This is a genomic window from Dinoroseobacter shibae DFL 12 = DSM 16493 (genome assembly GCF_000018145.1).
Classification (GTDB): Bacteria; Pseudomonadota; Alphaproteobacteria; order Rhodobacterales; family Rhodobacteraceae; genus Dinoroseobacter; species Dinoroseobacter shibae.
The window spans coordinates 2,088,833-2,104,668 of the sequence record NC_009952.1 but is presented as its reverse complement, the minus strand read 5'-3'; the positions used below and the strand labels follow the sequence as shown (position 1 = coordinate 2,104,668).

At 68.7% G+C, this 15,836-nt stretch carries 15 protein-coding genes and 1 tRNA gene; 9 read left to right on the top strand and 7 right to left on the bottom strand.

The features are described from left to right. Positions 1 to 12: 12 nt before the first annotated feature. From DSHI_RS10140 to DSHI_RS10110, 7 genes are all read right to left on the bottom strand, one after another. Positions 13 to 89, bottom strand: a tRNA-Arg gene (locus tag DSHI_RS10140). A 127-nt stretch (positions 90 to 216) separates the two neighbouring features. Then, positions 217 to 1,449: an HlyD family secretion protein gene (locus DSHI_RS10135; RefSeq protein ID WP_012178659.1), complete on the bottom strand. Its 1,233-nt coding sequence runs from the start codon at positions 1,447 to 1,449 to the stop codon at positions 217 to 219. Between the two features lie 3 nt (positions 1,450 to 1,452). Then, entirely contained in the window at positions 1,453 to 1,848 is a 396-nt protein-coding gene (locus tag DSHI_RS10130) for a hypothetical protein (RefSeq protein WP_012178658.1), read from the bottom strand. Positions 1,849 to 1,947: 99 nt separating this feature from the next. Next, complete coding sequence (locus DSHI_RS10125) at positions 1,948 to 2,496, bottom strand: DUF2478 domain-containing protein (RefSeq protein WP_012178657.1); 549 nt, start codon at positions 2,494 to 2,496, stop codon at positions 1,948 to 1,950. A gap of 356 nt (positions 2,497 to 2,852) precedes the next feature. Further along, entirely contained in the window at positions 2,853 to 5,021 is a 2,169-nt protein-coding gene (locus tag DSHI_RS10120; protein ID WP_012178656.1) for an NADP-dependent isocitrate dehydrogenase, read from the bottom strand. Positions 5,022 to 5,452: 431 nt separating this feature from the next. Continuing rightward, on the bottom strand, positions 5,453 to 6,895 hold the full coding sequence (locus tag DSHI_RS10115; RefSeq protein ID WP_012178655.1) for an aldo/keto reductase: 1,443 nt from the start codon (positions 6,893 to 6,895) through the stop codon (positions 5,453 to 5,455). Next, a complete protein-coding gene (locus tag DSHI_RS10110; protein ID WP_012178654.1) occupies positions 6,892 to 7,539 on the bottom strand; it encodes a GntR family transcriptional regulator in 648 nt (215 codons plus the stop codon). Before DSHI_RS10110 ends, DSHI_RS10115 begins: the two co-directional genes overlap by 4 nt. Positions 7,540 to 7,643: 104 nt before the next feature. On the opposite strand from DSHI_RS10110, the gene DSHI_RS10105 reads away from it, so the two are divergent. The 9 genes from DSHI_RS10105 to DSHI_RS10065 all read left to right on the top strand — a co-directional run bounded on the left by DSHI_RS10105 (position 7,644) and on the right by DSHI_RS10065 (position 15,679). Beyond that, positions 7,644 to 8,021 carry a TIGR04076 family protein gene (locus DSHI_RS10105; protein WP_012178653.1) on the top strand — a complete coding sequence of 126 codons (378 nt, stop codon included), beginning with the start codon at positions 7,644 to 7,646 and terminating at the stop codon, positions 8,019 to 8,021. After that, the gene (locus tag DSHI_RS10100) at positions 8,018 to 9,100 is read left to right on the top strand and encodes an aldo/keto reductase (RefSeq protein WP_012178652.1); all 1,083 of its coding nucleotides are present in this window, start codon (positions 8,018 to 8,020) and stop codon (positions 9,098 to 9,100) included. The genes DSHI_RS10105 and DSHI_RS10100 overlap by 4 nt, the downstream gene beginning before the upstream one ends. After that, a complete protein-coding gene (locus DSHI_RS10095) occupies positions 9,093 to 9,866 on the top strand; it encodes an ABC transporter ATP-binding protein (protein WP_012178651.1) in 774 nt (257 codons plus the stop codon). The genes DSHI_RS10100 and DSHI_RS10095 overlap by 8 nt, the downstream gene beginning before the upstream one ends. Next, a complete protein-coding gene (locus DSHI_RS10090; RefSeq protein WP_012178650.1) occupies positions 9,859 to 10,581 on the top strand; it encodes an ABC transporter ATP-binding protein in 723 nt (240 codons plus the stop codon). Before DSHI_RS10095 ends, DSHI_RS10090 begins: the two co-directional genes overlap by 8 nt. Next, positions 10,578 to 11,495, top strand: coding sequence for a branched-chain amino acid ABC transporter permease (locus DSHI_RS10085; protein WP_012178649.1), 918 nt, complete (start codon positions 10,578 to 10,580; stop codon positions 11,493 to 11,495). Before DSHI_RS10090 ends, DSHI_RS10085 begins: the two co-directional genes overlap by 4 nt. Beyond that, complete coding sequence (locus DSHI_RS10080) at positions 11,492 to 12,445, top strand: branched-chain amino acid ABC transporter permease (RefSeq protein ID WP_012178648.1); 954 nt, start codon at positions 11,492 to 11,494, stop codon at positions 12,443 to 12,445. Before DSHI_RS10085 ends, DSHI_RS10080 begins: the two co-directional genes overlap by 4 nt. Before the next feature lie 16 nt (positions 12,446 to 12,461). Continuing rightward, complete coding sequence (locus DSHI_RS10075; RefSeq protein ID WP_012178647.1) at positions 12,462 to 13,724, top strand: ABC transporter substrate-binding protein; 1,263 nt, start codon at positions 12,462 to 12,464, stop codon at positions 13,722 to 13,724. Between the two features lie 284 nt (positions 13,725 to 14,008). Beyond that, the gene (locus DSHI_RS10070) at positions 14,009 to 14,926 is read left to right on the top strand and encodes a ribokinase (RefSeq protein WP_012178646.1); all 918 of its coding nucleotides are present in this window, start codon (positions 14,009 to 14,011) and stop codon (positions 14,924 to 14,926) included. Positions 14,927 to 14,986: 60 nt separating this feature from the next. After that, positions 14,987 to 15,679, top strand: a complete 693-nt coding sequence (locus DSHI_RS10065) for a hypothetical protein (RefSeq protein WP_012178645.1) — start codon at positions 14,987 to 14,989, stop codon at positions 15,677 to 15,679. Positions 15,680 to 15,836: the final 157 nt, after the last annotated feature.

Here is a 15,836-nt window from a genome sequence, read left to right as displayed (position 1 = left end):
AAGGCGCCGGATTGGCGGTCCCTGAAGGATTCGAACCCTCGACCGATCGCTTAGAAGGCGATTGCTCTATCCAGCTGAGCTAAGGGACCGCGCCCGGATTTGGTAGGGCATATGGCGCGGGCTTGTAAAGACCGTTTCCGGCGCGGCGCAGCAAAACCTTTTCCGATCAGGGCTTTACCGCACATGCTCCTCCCATTGTCCCGGCGGGTGCAGGGCTCAATGACCGGTGAAGACCAGCAGCTGGAAGGGCATCAGCAGCGCGCGCAGGCGCAGCCCCGCCGCATGGACCACGCCCACCGTGTCGACCACGTGCAGGCCGATCCGGTGGAAAATGCCCAGATCCTCGGTCTCCAGCCGTTCGTGGTTGTTGGTGTAGGCATTGGCAAGGCAGCGGCTGCCCGGCGGGATCAGGTCGGTGGTGCCGGGATAGAGCGGCTCCATGAACACCGTGACCGTGCCGGGCGCGCCCTGGGCACCGATATCCAGAAGCTGGTCCGACGGCCGGATCTGGCCTGCGGCGATCACGTCCTGCACCTGCACCACCACCATGGGCACGATCGAGAAGGGCTGCGAGACGCAGGCGATCTCGGCCACGCTGCCGGGGCGGATCACTTGCGCTGCGACCTGCGGGAAACCCGCCTGGAAGCGGTTGCGCCCGGAATCCAGCGGCACGAGCACACCGGCGGGGCGCAGGATCGGGTTGACGATATCGCCCACGCGCAAATCGAACTGCTCGATCCGGGCGTCGATCCCGGCATAGACGGTCATCTTCCCGATCTCGGTCTCGGCCTGGGCCAGCGCGGCCTTGGCCGTGGCGCGTTGGGCGGGCAGGGCGACCTCGATCCGGGTCTGGAGCGAGCGCAGGTTCGCCTCGGCGGCATCGAGCGCGCCTTGCGCCTCGTCGAGCTGGTTGCGCAGGGTGTCGACCTCCCGCTGAGTGACGGCGGAGGAGCCTTCGGCCAGCAACGTCTCGCGCCGGTTCAGATCCTGCTCGATCTGCCGGTAGGCGGCTTGCGCCTGTTCCAGCGCGCCGGTGGCCCCGCCCAGATCGGATTGCGCGACCAGGAGTGCGGCATCGACCTCCTCGATCTGGCGGCGGGCGGTTTCGGCCGCGGCCTCCTGCCGGGAGCTGTCGAGCCGGAAGATCGGATCGCCCGCGGCGACCTCCTGGTTGATATCCACATAGACCTTGTCCACGCGCCCCGCGCTTTCGGACAGGATCGTCACCGTGCGGAAGAAGGAGGTCACGTTGGACGTGCTGGGGTGGAAATAGAACACCACGGTGATCAGGCTGATGGTCAGCATCGCGCACAGGGTGATGCCCCAGCGCAGCTCGTACCACATGGTGAAGAAGGTGATCTCTTGCCCCCAGGTCTTGCCCTGCACCCGGCTGCGGTAGAGGTAATCGGGCAGCACCGTGAGCATCGAGCACAGCATCAATTCCAGCATGGCTCAGCCCTCTTTCTCGGCTGTGGGGGCAGGGGCCTCGTCGCGTCGCGGCCCTCCGGCAAGGTTGCGCAGCGATTGCGCGATGGAGTTCAGCGGCGTGATGAAATCCGGCGGACGGAAGGCCGCCAGCACCAGGGCCGCGACCCAGAACAGGTTGTTATGGGTAAAAAGCGCCAGCATCGCCAGCACGCTGATCAGTTGCAGCTGCACCGCGTTGGAGCGGTGCGCCATCTTCTCGGGCAGGGCATGCAGGGTGAAATAGGCCACGCCCAGCCCCAGGATCACCGCGATCAGGAACACCACCATGAAGCTCATCAGAAAGTCGCTGCCATCGGCGCCCGCGACATAGGGCGGCAAATGCGCGGGGGCCATCGGGTGGATATCGGCGGCGGTGCTCATGGGCTCGGGCTTTCCGGTCGGGGGGTGCTGCGGCCGCAGGCTAGTGGCGGGACCGGCGGTTTTCCAGCGTCTTCTGCGCGGGGCGGTGTGGGGCGGGGCTCAGGCGCTCTGGCGCGCGCCGCGGGTGGCGGCCCAGCGGTCCGGGTCACTGCCGAGCGCGGTCCAGAGCCATGCCTCCACCGCGGCCTCGGTCGGCTCCAGCCGTTCGGCCATCCCGCCGGTGAAGGTCTCGAAGGCCTCGGCATTGAGGCTGTTGAGCCCCACGAGCACGGGGATGTCGCGGGCCAGCGCCTCGGCGATCAGGGGCCGGAAGCCGCGGCCGCTGGCCTCCTGCTTGCCGAACTTGTTGACAAAGAGTAGGTCCGCCTGGGGCAGGAACGCCTCCGACAGCCCGATCGCGCTTTCCAGGGCCTGCGGGTCGAGCCGACACCCCCGGGACCCCGCGCCGAGGCTTTGGGAGATGCGGACCACCGGCCCGTCGGGCAGGATCTTGACATCCATGTCGCAGGGCTTGTCGTCGCCGCAATCGGTGTTGGTCTGGACTGTGCCGCACAGGGTGACGCCGGCTGCCTGCATCCGGGCCGCGAGGCTCCAGAGCAGCAGGTCGGTGCCGCCGCGCGCATTGGACATGGTGCAGGCGATCTTCATGTCGGGGGTCCTCGATCGGGTCGGCGGTTCGGCCGGGATTGCGGGTCGTCGCCTCGATATAGCGCCAGTTGCGGCCGGATTACAAACGGGACCGTGTGCGGGGCGCACCCGGTCGCGGCCGCGCCGGACAATGCGCTTCGAAGCGCGTTGGTCCCAGCCCCCGGGCGGATTTCCCGCGTCGCGATCCGGGAATGCAGGGTCGTTGCCGGCACACCCGGCAGGGCCGCGGCGCCTTGCGGGGCGTGCCGGTGACCATCCGCGCGGATCAAGCGGTTTCGAAACCGCTTGGCCCCTTCGGGTCGCGGCACGCGAAAGGCCGCCCCGAAGGACGGCCTTTCATCCGTATTTCGCCCGGCTCAGCCGATGATCGCGTTCAGGGTCGGGCTGGGCCGCATGACCGCCGCGACCTTGGCGGGATCGTTATGGTAGTAGCCGCCCGTATCCGCCGGTGTGCCCGCGCCCGCGGCCAACTCGGCCAGGATGGTCTCCTCGTTCTCGGCCAGCTTTGCCGCGATGGGCGCGAAATGCGCCGCGATCTCGGCGTCCTTGTCTTGGGCCGCCAGGGCCTCGGCCCAATAGCGCGCGAACCAGTAATGGCTCGCCCGGTTGTCGGGCTGGCCCACCTTGCGACCCGGGGAGCGGTCGAATTCCAGCACCTTCTGGGTCGCCGCCTCCACCGCGTCGCCGAGCACGCCCGCCTTGGCGTTGTCCCGGCTCTGGGCCAGGAACTTGAAGCTCTCGCCCAGGGCGCAGAACTCGCCCAGGCTGTCCCAGCGCAGGTGGTTTTCGGCCTGCAACTGCTGCACATGCTTGGGCGCGGAGCCGCCCGCTCCGGTCTCGAACAGCCCGCCGCCCTGCATCAGCTTGACGATGGACAGCATCTTGGCCGAGGTGCCCAGCTCCAGGATCGGGAAGAGGTCGGTCAGGTAGTCGCGCAGCACGTTGCCGGTGATGGCGATGGTGTTCTCGCCCTTGGTGATCGTCTCCAGGCTCGCGACCGTGGCCTCGGCGGGCGACATGATCTCGAACTTGTCGGCCACGCCCGCGGCCTCCAGGATCGGGGTGACATGCTTGATCAGTTCGGCGTCATGGGCGCGGTCGGCGTTCAGCCAGAAGATCGCGCGATAGCCCGTGAGCTTCTGCCGCTCGATCGCCAGCTTGACCCAGTCCTCGATCGGCGCCTTCTTGGCGGTGCAGGAGCGCCAGATGTCGCCCTTCTCAACCTCGTGGGAATGCAGCACATCGCCATTGGCCGCGATCATGCGGATGGTGCCGTCGGCAGGGGCCTCGAACGTGGTCGGGTGGGAGCCGTATTCCTCGGCCTTCTGCGCCATCAGCCCGAGATTCTGCACCGTCCCGGCGGTGGTGACATCGAGCTTGCCGTGCTTCTTGAAGAACTCGATCGTCTCGGCATAGACGGGCGCATAGCTGCTGTCGGGGATGACGCAGACGGTGTCGGCCTCGTTGCCATCCGGGCCCCAGCCCTTGCCGCCCGCGCGGATGATCGCGGGCAGGGAGGCGTCGATGATCACGTCCGAGGGCACGTGCAGGTTGGTCAGGCCGGTGTCGGAATTGACCATGTACATCGGCGGCTGCTTGTCCAGCACCGCCTGGTAATCGGCCAGCACTGCGTCCGAGGCGCCGTTCAGCACCGTGCCCAGCCCGCCGCGCGCGCCGGTCAGCTCCGGGTGTTTCTCGAACAGCTCGGCAAAGAACACCTCCACCGCGTGGCCGAAGATGATCGGGTCGGAGACCTTCATCATCGTGGCTTTCAGGTGGATCGACCACAGCACGCCCGCCTCTTTCGTGGCCGAGATCGTCTCGGCCAGGAAGTCGCGCAGGGCGGCGACGGACATGAAGGTCGCATCGCACACAGTGCCCGCGTCGAGCGGCACGCCCTCCTTCAGCACCGTGGTGCCGTCCGCGCCCACGAATTCGATCCGCGCGGGCCCGGCCTGGGCCGCGGTGATGGTGGTCGAGGTCTCGTTGCTGCAGAAATCCCGCGCGCCCATGGTCATCACGGTGGTCTTGCTGTCGGCGGTCCATTCGCCCATCCGGTGCGGGTTGGCCCGGGCATAGTTCTTCACCGCCTGGGCCGCGCGCCGGTCGGAATTGCCCTCGCGCAGCACGGGGTTCACCGCCGAGCCCTTGACCGCGTCATAGGCGGCCTTGATCCTTTCCTCTTCCGGGGTGGTCGGGTTGGCCGGATAGGCGGGGATGTCGTGGCCTTGGGATTGCAACTCGGCGATGGCGGCATCGAGCTGCGGCTGGGAGGCGGAGATGTTGGGCAGCTTGATCACGTTGGCGGTGGGCGTCTTGACCAGCCCGCCCAGCTCGGCCAGGTGATCCGGCGCGCCCGCCACCGCGGCCAGGATGCGGGCGGCCAGGCTGATATCCTTCTTGCCCACCGACACGCCCGCAGGGGCGGCGAAGGCCTGGATGATCGGCAAGAGCGACGCGCTCGCCAGTTCGGGCGCTTCGTCCACGGTGGTATAGACGATATCCGGGTTCGTTTGATCAGCCATGTTCAACTACCTTTGGGCGATTCTGGATCGGGTCGGTGCCCTGGAGATGCGCGGGGCGCGCGCATGGGCGGTTCAGTTCGGGGTGTCGGTGTTCCGTACACGACGGTATACCAACATCTGCGCCCCGGGTAAATCAGCCCATGCGGGAGATCAACGGGACAAACGGGCGCGGGGGCGGGTTTTGCGCGCGAGCCGAGTTGGTACGCCCCGGACTGGGCCTCGCCCCGGTCGCGACCGAGGGTGTGCCACGCTGCCATTGTCATGCCAAGAAGGCCTTGCGCCGTGCTGCGCACGTCGCGTGATTGGATTTTGCGCCGTGCTGCGCACGTCGCCGGGGGCGGGCGCTGCCCCCGCGCGGCGGGGCCGCGCGCCCCCGGAGTATTTTGACACAGATGAAGGGGGCCGCGCGGGCTGGGGCCCGAGACGGGGGTTCAGGAGGCCGGGCGATGGGCCTCGGCTTCGATCTCCACCCGGTAGCCGCCGATGAGGCCGGCCACCACCACCAGCGTGTTGGCGGGCTTGATCGCGCCGAAGACCCGGCCATGGGCGCGGGAGACCGCCTCGACGTCCCGCGCATCGGTGATGTAGATCCGGGTGCGCACCACGTCTTCGAGGCGGGCGCCGAGGGCGTCGAGGCTCGCCCCGATCCGGTCGAGGATGAAGGTCGTCTGCGCGCCCGCGTCGTCCGGGGCCACGACCCGGTCCGCACCCGCCGTCGCCGTGGTGCCCGAAACCCGGATCGTGTCGCCATCGGCCCGCGCCCTTGCGTAGCCCGCGATCTCCTCCCACTCCGTGCCCGTGGTGACCAGCGGCCCGCGCGGGCCCGGGCGGGCGCGCACGGCGCTTGGCATCTCCGACAGGTGGTGGCTGAGATCTCCCGAGGCGGTCAGGAAGGGGGGCTTGCGGTACTCGTCGCCGCAATCTCCAGGCACCGGGCTGGTGGCGGCGAACCCGGCCTCCAGCGTGGCGCGGTCCGCCGCATCCAGCGCAAAGCCGAAGAGCCGGGCGTTGTCGGCCATATGGGCCCGCTCACCGAGCCGCGCGCCGATGATCACGCCCGCCACATGGGGCTGCGCCAGCACCCAGCGGGTCGCCACGTTGGCCACCGACACCCCGTGCCGGGCCGCGACCTCCGCCGCCGCTGCCAGCAGCCGCTGGAACCCGTCCCAGCCGCCCGCTGCCGCGATGAAGCGGCGGTATTTCATCTTCGACCAGTCGCCGATCCCGGCCGGGTCCGGCGCACCCAGCCAATGCTCCGACAGGAACCCGCCGCAGAGCGTGCCGTAAGCCAGCAGGCGCACGCCGGTCGCCGCGCAGACCTCGGCCAGCGGCCCCGCCGCGCGCCGGTCGAGCAGGGAGAACGACACCTGGTTGGAGACCAGTGGCACCCCGTCCGCCACCGCCAGCGCCAGGTGGGCCGCGTCGAAATTCGTCACCCCGATCTCGCCGATCAGCCCCTCGTCGCGCAGCCGCGCCATCTCGTGCAGCGCGTCGAGCCAGGCGGGATGGGCAAAGCTCCACCAATGGAACTGCAGCAGATCGACCCGGTCCACGCCGAGCCGGTCCAGCCGCTCGGTCACGCCCGCGCGCACGACCTCTGCGCTCATCGGCCCGGGGGGCGGGCACCACTTGGTCGCCACTGTCGCCTGCGTGCCCCGCGCAAGCAGCCGCCCGGCGATGATCTCGGCGCTGCCGTAATGATCGGCCATGTCGAAACTGTCGAAGCCCGCCGCCGCATAGGCCCCAAGCGCGTCCGCGGCCCGCTCAGGGTCCAAAACCGCACCGTCCTTTTCCATATCCGCCACCTGCCAAAGCCCGGTCAGGGCGCGGGAAATCTCCAGCGAGCCCAGGCGCGCGCGGTCCGGCGCGCTCATGCCACGCCCTCCGGCAGCAAGACCCCGAAACTGCGGCCGATATCGCGGGCCAGCGCCGCCTGCGCTGCCGCCCGGTCGCCACGCTCCAATGCCGCCAGCAATTCCAGGTGGTGCGTATGCTGCGCGATCTCGCGGGCGTCCGGGTGCTGCATCACCAAATGCAAACAGGCGCCGTATTGCAGCCAGAGCGCCTCGATCAGCGGCAGGATCACCGTGCTCTCGCTCTGCCGGTAAAGCGTCAGGTGGAAGTCGTAATTCTGCTGCAGGTCCGGCTGCGGCCCCTCGCGCGTCAGGATCGCCGACAGCTCGGCCCGGGCCGCATCGGTCATCCGGTCCATGGCGAGATCCAGCGCCAGCCCTTCCAGCGACAGCCGCGCGCGCCACAGCTCCCGGATGCGCGCCTCTGGCAGGTCGGGCACGCGCAGACTGCGGTTCGGCATATCCTCCAGCGCGCCCTCGGCCACCAGCCGCCGCACGGCCTCGCGCACAGGGGTCATCGAGGTGCCCAGCATCTCGGCCAGCCCGCGCAGGGAGACCGCGTCGCCGGGGCCGAACTCGCCGCGCGTGAACGCCCCGCGCAGCTCGGCATACACCGTGTCACGCAGGGAAACCGGGTCGATCCGGGCAATGTTGAGCGCACACATGGGGGGCCTCCGGCGATTGGGTGTCCTATGGGGACCACAGGCCGATTGACAGGTCAAGAATATCCTATCTACGATAAGATATCACAGATCACGCAGGCGAGGACATGCAGGACAACAGCGACGAGGCGGGCGTCTGGCTCTATGACCTGCGGGTGGAAACCGTGCTCGACCCCGAGCGCGCGCCGGTCTGCCGCCACGTGGCGGGCGAAAGCTTCCGGGTGGAGGGCGAGACGCTGGTCTTCGACCCCGGAACCCGGGTGTCGATGTACGCGCTCGCCGCGCTCCTGCCGCTCCTGCCCGCGAAACAGCGCGAGACCGCACCGGGCGACTGGATGTCCACCGATGCCGAGGTCGCCTGCCCGGACCCCCATTGCGGCGGCCGTTTTCGCATCATCCGCGAAGGCCGCCGCTGGTTCGCCCATGCCGCCACCACCGGGCTCCCCGACGCCCGCGGCACCCCGTACTGGGAGGGCGAACCATGAACCCCGAGACCGCGCAACTGCGCCACGATCACGAGATCAGCCGCGTGATCAAGGGCGGCTGGCAGCTGGCCGGAGATCACGGATCCGTGGACCGCGACGCCGCCATCCGCGATATGGAGGCGTTTCTCGACGCCGGGATCACCACCTTCGACTGCGCCGACATCTATGTGGGCGTCGAAGAGATGATCGGGGCCTTCATCGCCGATCTGCGCCGCCGCCGCGGGGCCTCGGTGGCGGACCGCGTCTGCGTGCATACCAAGCTGGTCCCGGACCTCGGGCGGCTTGCGGACCTGCGCCCCGAGGAGGTGGTGGCGATCATCGACCGCTCGCTGATGCGCCTTCAAGTCGACCGGCTCGACCTGGTGCAGTTCTTCTGGTGGGACCTGGGGCAGGGCGACGCGGTCGCCGCTCTCTCGGTGCTCAAGGACGAGCAGGCCAAGGGCAAGATCGGCAATCTCGGGGTGACCAATTGGGACATCGCCGAGACCGCGCGCTTCACCGAGGCGGGCTTCGATCTGGTCTCGACCCAGGTGCAGTATTCCGTCCTCGACGCGCGTCCCGCGAACGGGCTGGCGGACTGGGCCACGGGCCAAGACATGCAGCTTCTGTGCTACGGCACCCTGGCGGGCGGGTTCCTGACCGAGCACTGGCTCGGCGCCCCGGACCCCGGCTTCGCCTTCGCGAACCGCTCGCTCGTCAAGTATCGCCTGATCATCGATGAATTCGGCCGATGGGACCGCTTCCAGAGCCTGCTGCGCACTCTCAAGGCGATCGGCGACAAGCACGGCGTGGGCCTCAGCGCCGTCGCCACGCGCCATGTGCTCGACCAGCCGGGGGTCGCGGCGGCCATCGTCGGGGCGCGCTATGCCCGCCACCTGCCGCGCACGCTGGAGGTGTTCGACCTGGCCCTCGATGCCGAGGACCGCGCGGCACTGGCGGCAATCCTGGCGCAAGCCGACGGCCCGACCGGCCCGGTCTACGGGTTGGAGCGGGACCGCACCAGCCGCCATGGCCGGATCATGAAATACAACCTCAACACCAAACCCGACGACGCGGTGCTGGGCGCGGCCGATGGCTGAGCCGATCCTCGCTACCCACGGATTGACCCATGATTTCGGGCCATTCCGGGCACTTCATGGAGTGTCGCTTGAGGTCGCGCCCGGCACCATGACCGGGCTGATCGGCCCCAATGGCGCGGGCAAGTCCACGCTCTTCAACGTGCTCACCGGCGCGCTGCGCCCGACTTCCGGCACCGTCACCCTGCAAGGCACCGACATCACCGGCCAGCCGCCCGACGCGCTCTTTCGCGCGGGGCTCGCCCGCAGCTTCCAGATCCCGCGCCCCTTTGCTCGCATGACCGTGCTCGAAAACGTCATGCTGGCCCCCAAGGCCCAGATCGGCGAGCGGGTCTGGGGCGCCTTCCTCAACCCCCGCGCCATGGCCGCGCAAGAGAACGCGATCCGGCAAAAGGCGATGGAGGTGCTGGAATTCGTCACCCTCGCCAAGCTCGCCGACCAGGCCGCCGGAGAGATCTCGGGCGGCCAGATGAAACTGCTGGAACTCGCGCGGGTGCTGATGGGCGATCCGACCCTGATCCTGCTCGACGAGCCCGCGGCGGGGGTGAACCCGGCGCTGACCGAGGTGCTGATCGACAAGATCGAGACGCTGAACCGAACGGGCACGACCTTCGTGATCATCGAGCATGACATGGATTTCGTCATGCAGCACTGCACCCCGGTGATCGCGTTGGGCCAGGGGCGCGTGATCTTCGAGGGCACGCCGGAACAGGCCCTGGCCGATCCCGTGCTGCTCGACGCCTATCTCGGGGCCCAGGCCCATGGCTGACGCGCTCACCATCACCGACCTGGTCGCGGGCTATCGCCCCGGCCTGCCGATCCTGCACGGCGTGTCCCTGCGCGCCCGCGCCGCCAGGGTCACAGTGATCATCGGCCCGAACGGGGCGGGCAAATCCACCCTGATCAAGGCCATCGCGGGCCTCGTGCCGGTCACCTCCGGCACCATCGCCGCCGAGACCGAGATCACCGGCCTGCGCCCGGACCTTCTGGCGCGCCACGGCATCGCCTATGTCCCCCAGTCCGACAACATCTTCCGCACGCTCACGGTGCGCGAGAACCTCGACCTGGTGCTGCGCCACGTGCGCGCCGACGCCCCCGCCCGCCGCGCGGGGCTGCTCGATCAGTTCCCGGTGCTGGCCGACAAGCTCGGCGACAAGGCCGGGGCGCTCTCGGGCGGGCAGCGGCAATTCCTCGCCGTGGCCATGGCGCTGGCCACCGCCCCGAGCGTGATCCTGATGGACGAGCCGTCTGCGGGCCTCGCGCCCAAGGCGGCCCAGGAGGTGCTGGAACACGCCCGTGCGCTGACCGAGACCGGGGTGACGATCCTGCTGGTGGAACAGAACGTCAAACAGGCCCTGCGCCTGTCGGATCACTGCTACATCCTCGCCGATGGCCGCAACCAGATCGACGGCCCGGCGGCCGACCTGCTGGACGATCCGGTGGTGGGCCAGATCTATCTCGGCGGCAAACGGGTGGCTTCATGATCCAGCACCTGCTCGACGGCATCCTCGTGGGCGCGATCCTGTCCCTGGGCGCGATCGGGCTGACGCTCACCATGCATATGCTGCGCTTTGCCAACTTCTCCCACGCGGAACTCCTCAGCATCGGCGCCTATGCAGCACTTGTGTTCGACGCGCTGTTCTCGGCCCTGCTGCCCGCTCTGCAAACCGCGATCCCGCCCCTCAGCCTGACCTGGACGCTCAGCCTTGCCACGGTTGCGTCCATGGCCCTGACGGGCCTGTCGGCCATCGCCATCGACCGGCTGATCTTCAAACGCGTGCGCGAGAAGGGGGGCGAGCTGTCCATGGTCTTTGCGTCCTTCGGGGTGGCCATGGTGATCCGCAACCTGATCGGGCTGGGCTTCGGGCTGAACACGCAACTCTATTCCGACGACATCGTTTTCGCCACCGTGCTCAGTCGCGATCCGCTGATCCTGGTGAAACCCGACCAGGTCTTCACCCTTGTCGCCGCGCTGGCGATCATGGTCGTGTTGCACCTCGTGCTGTCACGCACGACCTTCGGCTACTCCCTGCGCGCGGTGGCCGAGAACCCGGTGCTGGCGCAGGTGTCGGGCATAAACCTGCAACGCATGGTGGCGCTGATCTGGATCCTCGGCGGCACGCTCGCCGCGGCGGCGGGCGTGTTCTACGGGCTGACCAACCAGATCACGCCGGTGATCGGGCGCGACCTCGTGCTGCCGATCTTCGCGGCCACCATCGTCGGCGGCATCGGCAGCATTTATGGCGCGGTCCTGGGCGGGTTCCTGGTGGGGATCGCCGCGAACCTCGCACTTGTGGTGCTGCCCTCGGGCTACAGCCCCTCGGTGCCCTTCCTGATCCTTGTCGCGGTGCTGGTCCTGCGCCCCCATGGGCTTTTCGGCGAGGCGCGCGCCACATGATCGGGCTGGTGTCCTACCTGGTGTTCTTCGCGACCATCGCCAGCATCCTGGCGATCGCGGTGCTGGGGCTGAACCTGCACTGGGGCAATACGGGGCTTTTCAACGGGGGCGTCGTGGCCTTCTTCGGGGCGGGCGGCTACGCCACGCTGATCCTCGGCGGCACGCCCCAGGCGGCGCATCTCGGCGGCTTCGGGCTGCCCTACGGGCTGGCGCTGCTCGGCGGGCTCGTGATCGCGGGCCTCCTCGCCTGGCTCGTCGGGTTGCTGACCATCCGGCTCAGGCATGACTACCTCGCCATCGCCACCTTCGGGGTCGCGGTCGCCTTCGAGAACCTGGTGCGCAACGCGCAAAGATTGGCCGGCGGCGCCTCGGGCCTGCGGGGGTTCGAGCGTCCGCTCGCCGACACGATCCCGCCGGGGCTGGCCTATAACGCGGCCTTCTTCGCCTTCGTGCTCGCCGCCCTGATCGCCACCTATCTCGGGCTCGAGCGCCTGATCCGCGGCCCGTTCGGACGGCTGCTGCGCGCGATCCGCGAGGATGAAACAGCCGCTCGGGCCCTTGGCAAATCCCCCGACCGGATCCGCCTGACCGCCTTCGTGATCGGCTCGGTGATCCTGGGGCTGGCGGGCGCGCTCTATGCCACCTTCTACGCCTTCATCAGTCCGCAGGATGTCCTGCCGATCCTGACCTTCCAGATCTGGGCGATGCTGATCGTCGGCGGTGCCGGCAACAATCGCGGCGCCATCGCGGGGGCGTTCCTGATCTGGGGCGCCTGGACCGCCAGCGGATGGGCGCTGTCGCGCTTCGCACCGATCGAGGTCCAGCTTTACACTGGATCGATCCAGTTCGTGCTGATCGGATGCGTCATCGTGGGCATGTTGCTCTGGCGGCCCCAAGGCCTCTTCCCAGAGCGGCTGGTTGTGTCACAATCCGGCCAAACCGACAGATAAAAATAGGGAGACTTCCATGAAAACGACCACTCTCGCCCGGACGGGGCTCATGCTCGGGGCTGCCCTCGGCGTGCTCGTCACCGCCGGGGCCGCCAGTGCCTGCACCACCAAGATCGGCGCGGTGCTGCCGACCTCCGTCGACTGGGGCAAGCCCATCGCGGCCACGGCACAATTTGCTGTCGATCAGGTAAACGAGGCGGGCGGTGTGAACGGCTGCCAGATCGAGATGGTGCTGCGCGACACCCAAGTCGACCCGAAGGTCGGCGTGGACGCGGCCAAGGCGCTGGTGGATCTCGACGGGGTGCGGGTGCTGCTGGGCGCGGTGTCGTCGGGTGTGTCGATGCCGATCCTGACTTCGGTGACCTTGCCTGCGGGCGTGATGCAGATGTCGTGCTGTTCGTCCTCCACCGCCTTCACCCAACTCGCCGCCGAGGGCAAGACCGAGGGGCTGTGGTTCCGCACCTTTGCCACGTCGGGCGTGCAGGCGGCCATGGGCGCCAAGGTGGCCGCGGACCGGGGCTACAAATCCGTGGCGATCTTCTACAAGAACGACGACTGGGGCCAGGACATCGGCAAGCTGGTGGCCGCGGATCTCGAAGCGCTGGGGATCGAGGTCACGGGGTCGGTCGCGCTGAATGACGGCCAACCTTCCTACCGCGCCGAGGTGACCGAGGCGCTGCAGGGCCAGCCGGAGGCGATCTATCTTGCGCTTTATCCCAAGGAGGGGATCGCGGCGGTGCGCGAATGGCTGTCGCTCGGCGGGACGCAGAACATGATCGTGGCGAATTCCCTGAAGTCCGACGAGTTTGCCGAGAATGTCGGGCTGCAATTCCTGGGCAACACCCTGGGCACCGACACCGCCTCGCCGCGCGCAGAGTCCGCGGATGCCTTCGTGACCCGCTATACCGAACGGTTCGAGAGCGCGCCGACCGGCCCGGGCCTCGCCAACAGCTATGACGCGACAATGATCGCGCTTCTGGCAATGCAGGCGGCGGGCGAGGGGGCCTCGGGCGCCGAGATCGCCGCGCAAGTGGGCCGTGTGACCAACCCCGAAGGCACACCGATCAGCGCCGATGGCGCCGGTTTCGCCGCGGCTGTCGAGGTGCTCAGCAGTGGCGGCGACGTGTTCTACCAGGGCGCGACCGGGAACGTGCAGTTCGACGAGAACGGCGACGTGTCGGCCCCTGCGGTGATCTGGAGCTTTACCGAAGAGGGCATCACGGAGCAGGAATACATCTCCCTCGACGAGGTGAACGCCTTCATGGCGTCGTTGAAGTGATCGCAAGTCGGTGTCGGTCCTGACGGACCGACCCGCGCCCGGCGGGCCAAGGCCTGCCGGGCGGCCAAGGATTTTCGAAAATCCTTGTTCCCTGGGCCGTTAACCTATTCAAGACTCGTAATGTTTCGCGCGCGAAACAAATCTCTGTATCCCCTTGATCCCCCCGGATTTCCCGGAAAAACTTGTCGGCAAATTCCGATCCCGATCCATGCCACCTGTTAACCTCCCATGCGATTGCGCCCCGCCGCCCGCGCGCTAGACTGGCGCGGCAAGGGGAGAGCATCATGGGCAAACCGATCGTCATTCTGGGTATCTTCGTGGCCGATTGCGCCTTTCGTGCCGCGCGCCCGCCGCGCATGGGCGAGACCGTTCTGGGCGACAGCTTCGCGCTGAACCCCGGCGGCAAGGGCTCCAACCAGGCCATCGCCGCGGCGAAATCCGGCGGCGACGCACGGTTTCTGACACGCCTCGGGGAGGATGCCTTTGCCGACATGGCCGCGGCGATCTGGGCCGAGGCGGGGGTGCGGGCCACCGCGCCGCGCGATCCGGCCAGCTATACCGGGGCGGCCTATATCTATGTCGACCCGGCGACCGGCGACAACGCGATCATCGTGGCTCCGGGGGCGGCGGCGCTGCTCGGCCCTGCGGACCTCGACGCGCAGGCGGAGATGATCGGCGGGGCGGGCGTGTTTCTGACGCAGCTCGAACAGCCCATGCCCGCCGCCCGCCGCGGGCTCGAGATCGCCCGCGCTGCCGGTGTCACCACGATCCTCAACCCCGCCCCCGCAGCCCCCCTCGACGACGCGCTGCTGGCGCTTTGCGATATCGTCACGCCGAACGAGACCGAGGCGGAGGCGCTCACCGGCCACCCCGTCACCGGCCCCGACGACGCGGTGCGGGCCGCCGATGCCCTGCTGGCGCGGGGCCCGGGGGCTGTGATCGTCACCCTCGGCGCGCAGGGCGTTCTCTATCGTAGCGCCACGCAGACCATCCACCAGCCCGCCTTCACCCCTGGGCCGGTGGTCGAGACCACGGGCGCGGGCGATGCGTTCAACGGGGCGCTGGCGACGGCCCTGGCCGAGGGACAGGACACCGCCTCGGCCCTGCGCTTCGGCTGCGCGACCGCGTCGATCTCGGTCACCCGTCCCGGCGCGGGGCCGTCCATGCCGAGCCGCGCCGAGATCGACGCCCTGCTGGCCTGAGCCCTCGACAGAGCCGTTTCGCGGCGTACATGGCCCCTTGGCGCCAGGGAGGGCGCGCCCATGATCTTCGTCGTCACCCCGGAGACCGTCGTCGGCCGCCGCACGCTCGACACCACCTATGTGCCGCGCAAGCTCTTGTCGCTGGGCGCGATGGTCTATCCGCGCGGGCGCTGGTTTTCGAAACTGTTCTGGCGGATCGTGTTCGAGAAATCCCTGACGCGCTACGTGATCGCGCTGATCCCCTTTCCGCTGATGATGCTGGCGCGGCCCGACTGGGCGCTGGCGCTCAGCCAGGCGCCGCTGGCGATGTTCGGCTTCGTGCTGATCATCGAGACCTATGTGCTGACCGTGTCGGACCGCGACAAGCGCCGGGCGCTGGCCAGCGAGACCGAGATCGCCCGGGCCATGGACCTGTTCCGCAGCCGGGCGCGCATGGTGCTGGCGCGGGTGGCGGCGGCGCGCGGGATGACCCGGGGGGAGCTGCACCTCGTGATCGAGCAGTCGGGTCTGGTGCGGGTGCCGCAGCTGACCTTCGTGTCGGTGCAAATGGGCGGGGAGAGCCCGCGGTTCCTCGAACTCGACGCCGCCGAGCGGGCGATGCTGGCCGAGACCCTGTTCGACGCCGAGTTGACCGAGCAGCAGCTGCAACTGGCGAGCCTTGCCCAGAACAAGCTGGAATGGAGCGTGTCCTTCGACCCCGCGGCGGTCTCCGCCCATGAGCGGCTGGCGGCCATGGCCCGGGCGCGGGGGTAAGGACGGTTTCGCGGCGCGACGTTTGCCCCTTGATACGACAGAGCGCGGCGGCGGGGCGCGGTACGGCGATCCTCGGGCCGTGCGGCGCGGTATATGGGGCCACCATGGGACGACGAGCCTGCGGCAGCACAGGCCCATCCGGATCGCCGTGCCGGTG

Bases quoted from the DNA above. Each gene is read 5' to 3' on its own strand.
- DSHI_RS10135 (WP_012178659.1), bottom strand. From the start codon at position 1,449: ATGCTGGAATTGATGCTGTGCTCGATGCTCACGGTGCTGCCCGATTAC.
- DSHI_RS10130 (WP_012178658.1), bottom strand. From the start codon at position 1,848: ATGAGCACCGCCGCCGATATCCACCCGATGGCCCCCGCGCATTTGCCG.
- DSHI_RS10125 (WP_012178657.1), bottom strand. From the start codon at position 2,496: ATGAAGATCGCCTGCACCATGTCCAATGCGCGCGGCGGCACCGACCTG.
- DSHI_RS10120 (WP_012178656.1), bottom strand. From the start codon at position 5,021: ATGGCTGATCAAACGAACCCGGATATCGTCTATACCACCGTGGACGAA.
- DSHI_RS10115 (WP_012178655.1), bottom strand. From the start codon at position 6,895: ATGAGCGCGCCGGACCGCGCGCGCCTGGGCTCGCTGGAGATTTCCCGC.
- DSHI_RS10110 (WP_012178654.1), bottom strand. From the start codon at position 7,539: ATGTGTGCGCTCAACATTGCCCGGATCGACCCGGTTTCCCTGCGTGAC.
- DSHI_RS10105 (WP_012178653.1), top strand. From the start codon at position 7,644: ATGCAGGACAACAGCGACGAGGCGGGCGTCTGGCTCTATGACCTGCGG.
- DSHI_RS10100 (WP_012178652.1), top strand. From the start codon at position 8,018: ATGAACCCCGAGACCGCGCAACTGCGCCACGATCACGAGATCAGCCGC.
- DSHI_RS10095 (WP_012178651.1), top strand. From the start codon at position 9,093: ATGGCTGAGCCGATCCTCGCTACCCACGGATTGACCCATGATTTCGGG.
- DSHI_RS10090 (WP_012178650.1), top strand. From the start codon at position 9,859: ATGGCTGACGCGCTCACCATCACCGACCTGGTCGCGGGCTATCGCCCC.
- DSHI_RS10085 (WP_012178649.1), top strand. From the start codon at position 10,578: ATGATCCAGCACCTGCTCGACGGCATCCTCGTGGGCGCGATCCTGTCC.
- DSHI_RS10080 (WP_012178648.1), top strand. From the start codon at position 11,492: ATGATCGGGCTGGTGTCCTACCTGGTGTTCTTCGCGACCATCGCCAGC.
- DSHI_RS10075 (WP_012178647.1), top strand. From the start codon at position 12,462: ATGAAAACGACCACTCTCGCCCGGACGGGGCTCATGCTCGGGGCTGCC.
- DSHI_RS10070 (WP_012178646.1), top strand. From the start codon at position 14,009: ATGGGCAAACCGATCGTCATTCTGGGTATCTTCGTGGCCGATTGCGCC.
- DSHI_RS10065 (WP_012178645.1), top strand. From the start codon at position 14,987: ATGATCTTCGTCGTCACCCCGGAGACCGTCGTCGGCCGCCGCACGCTC.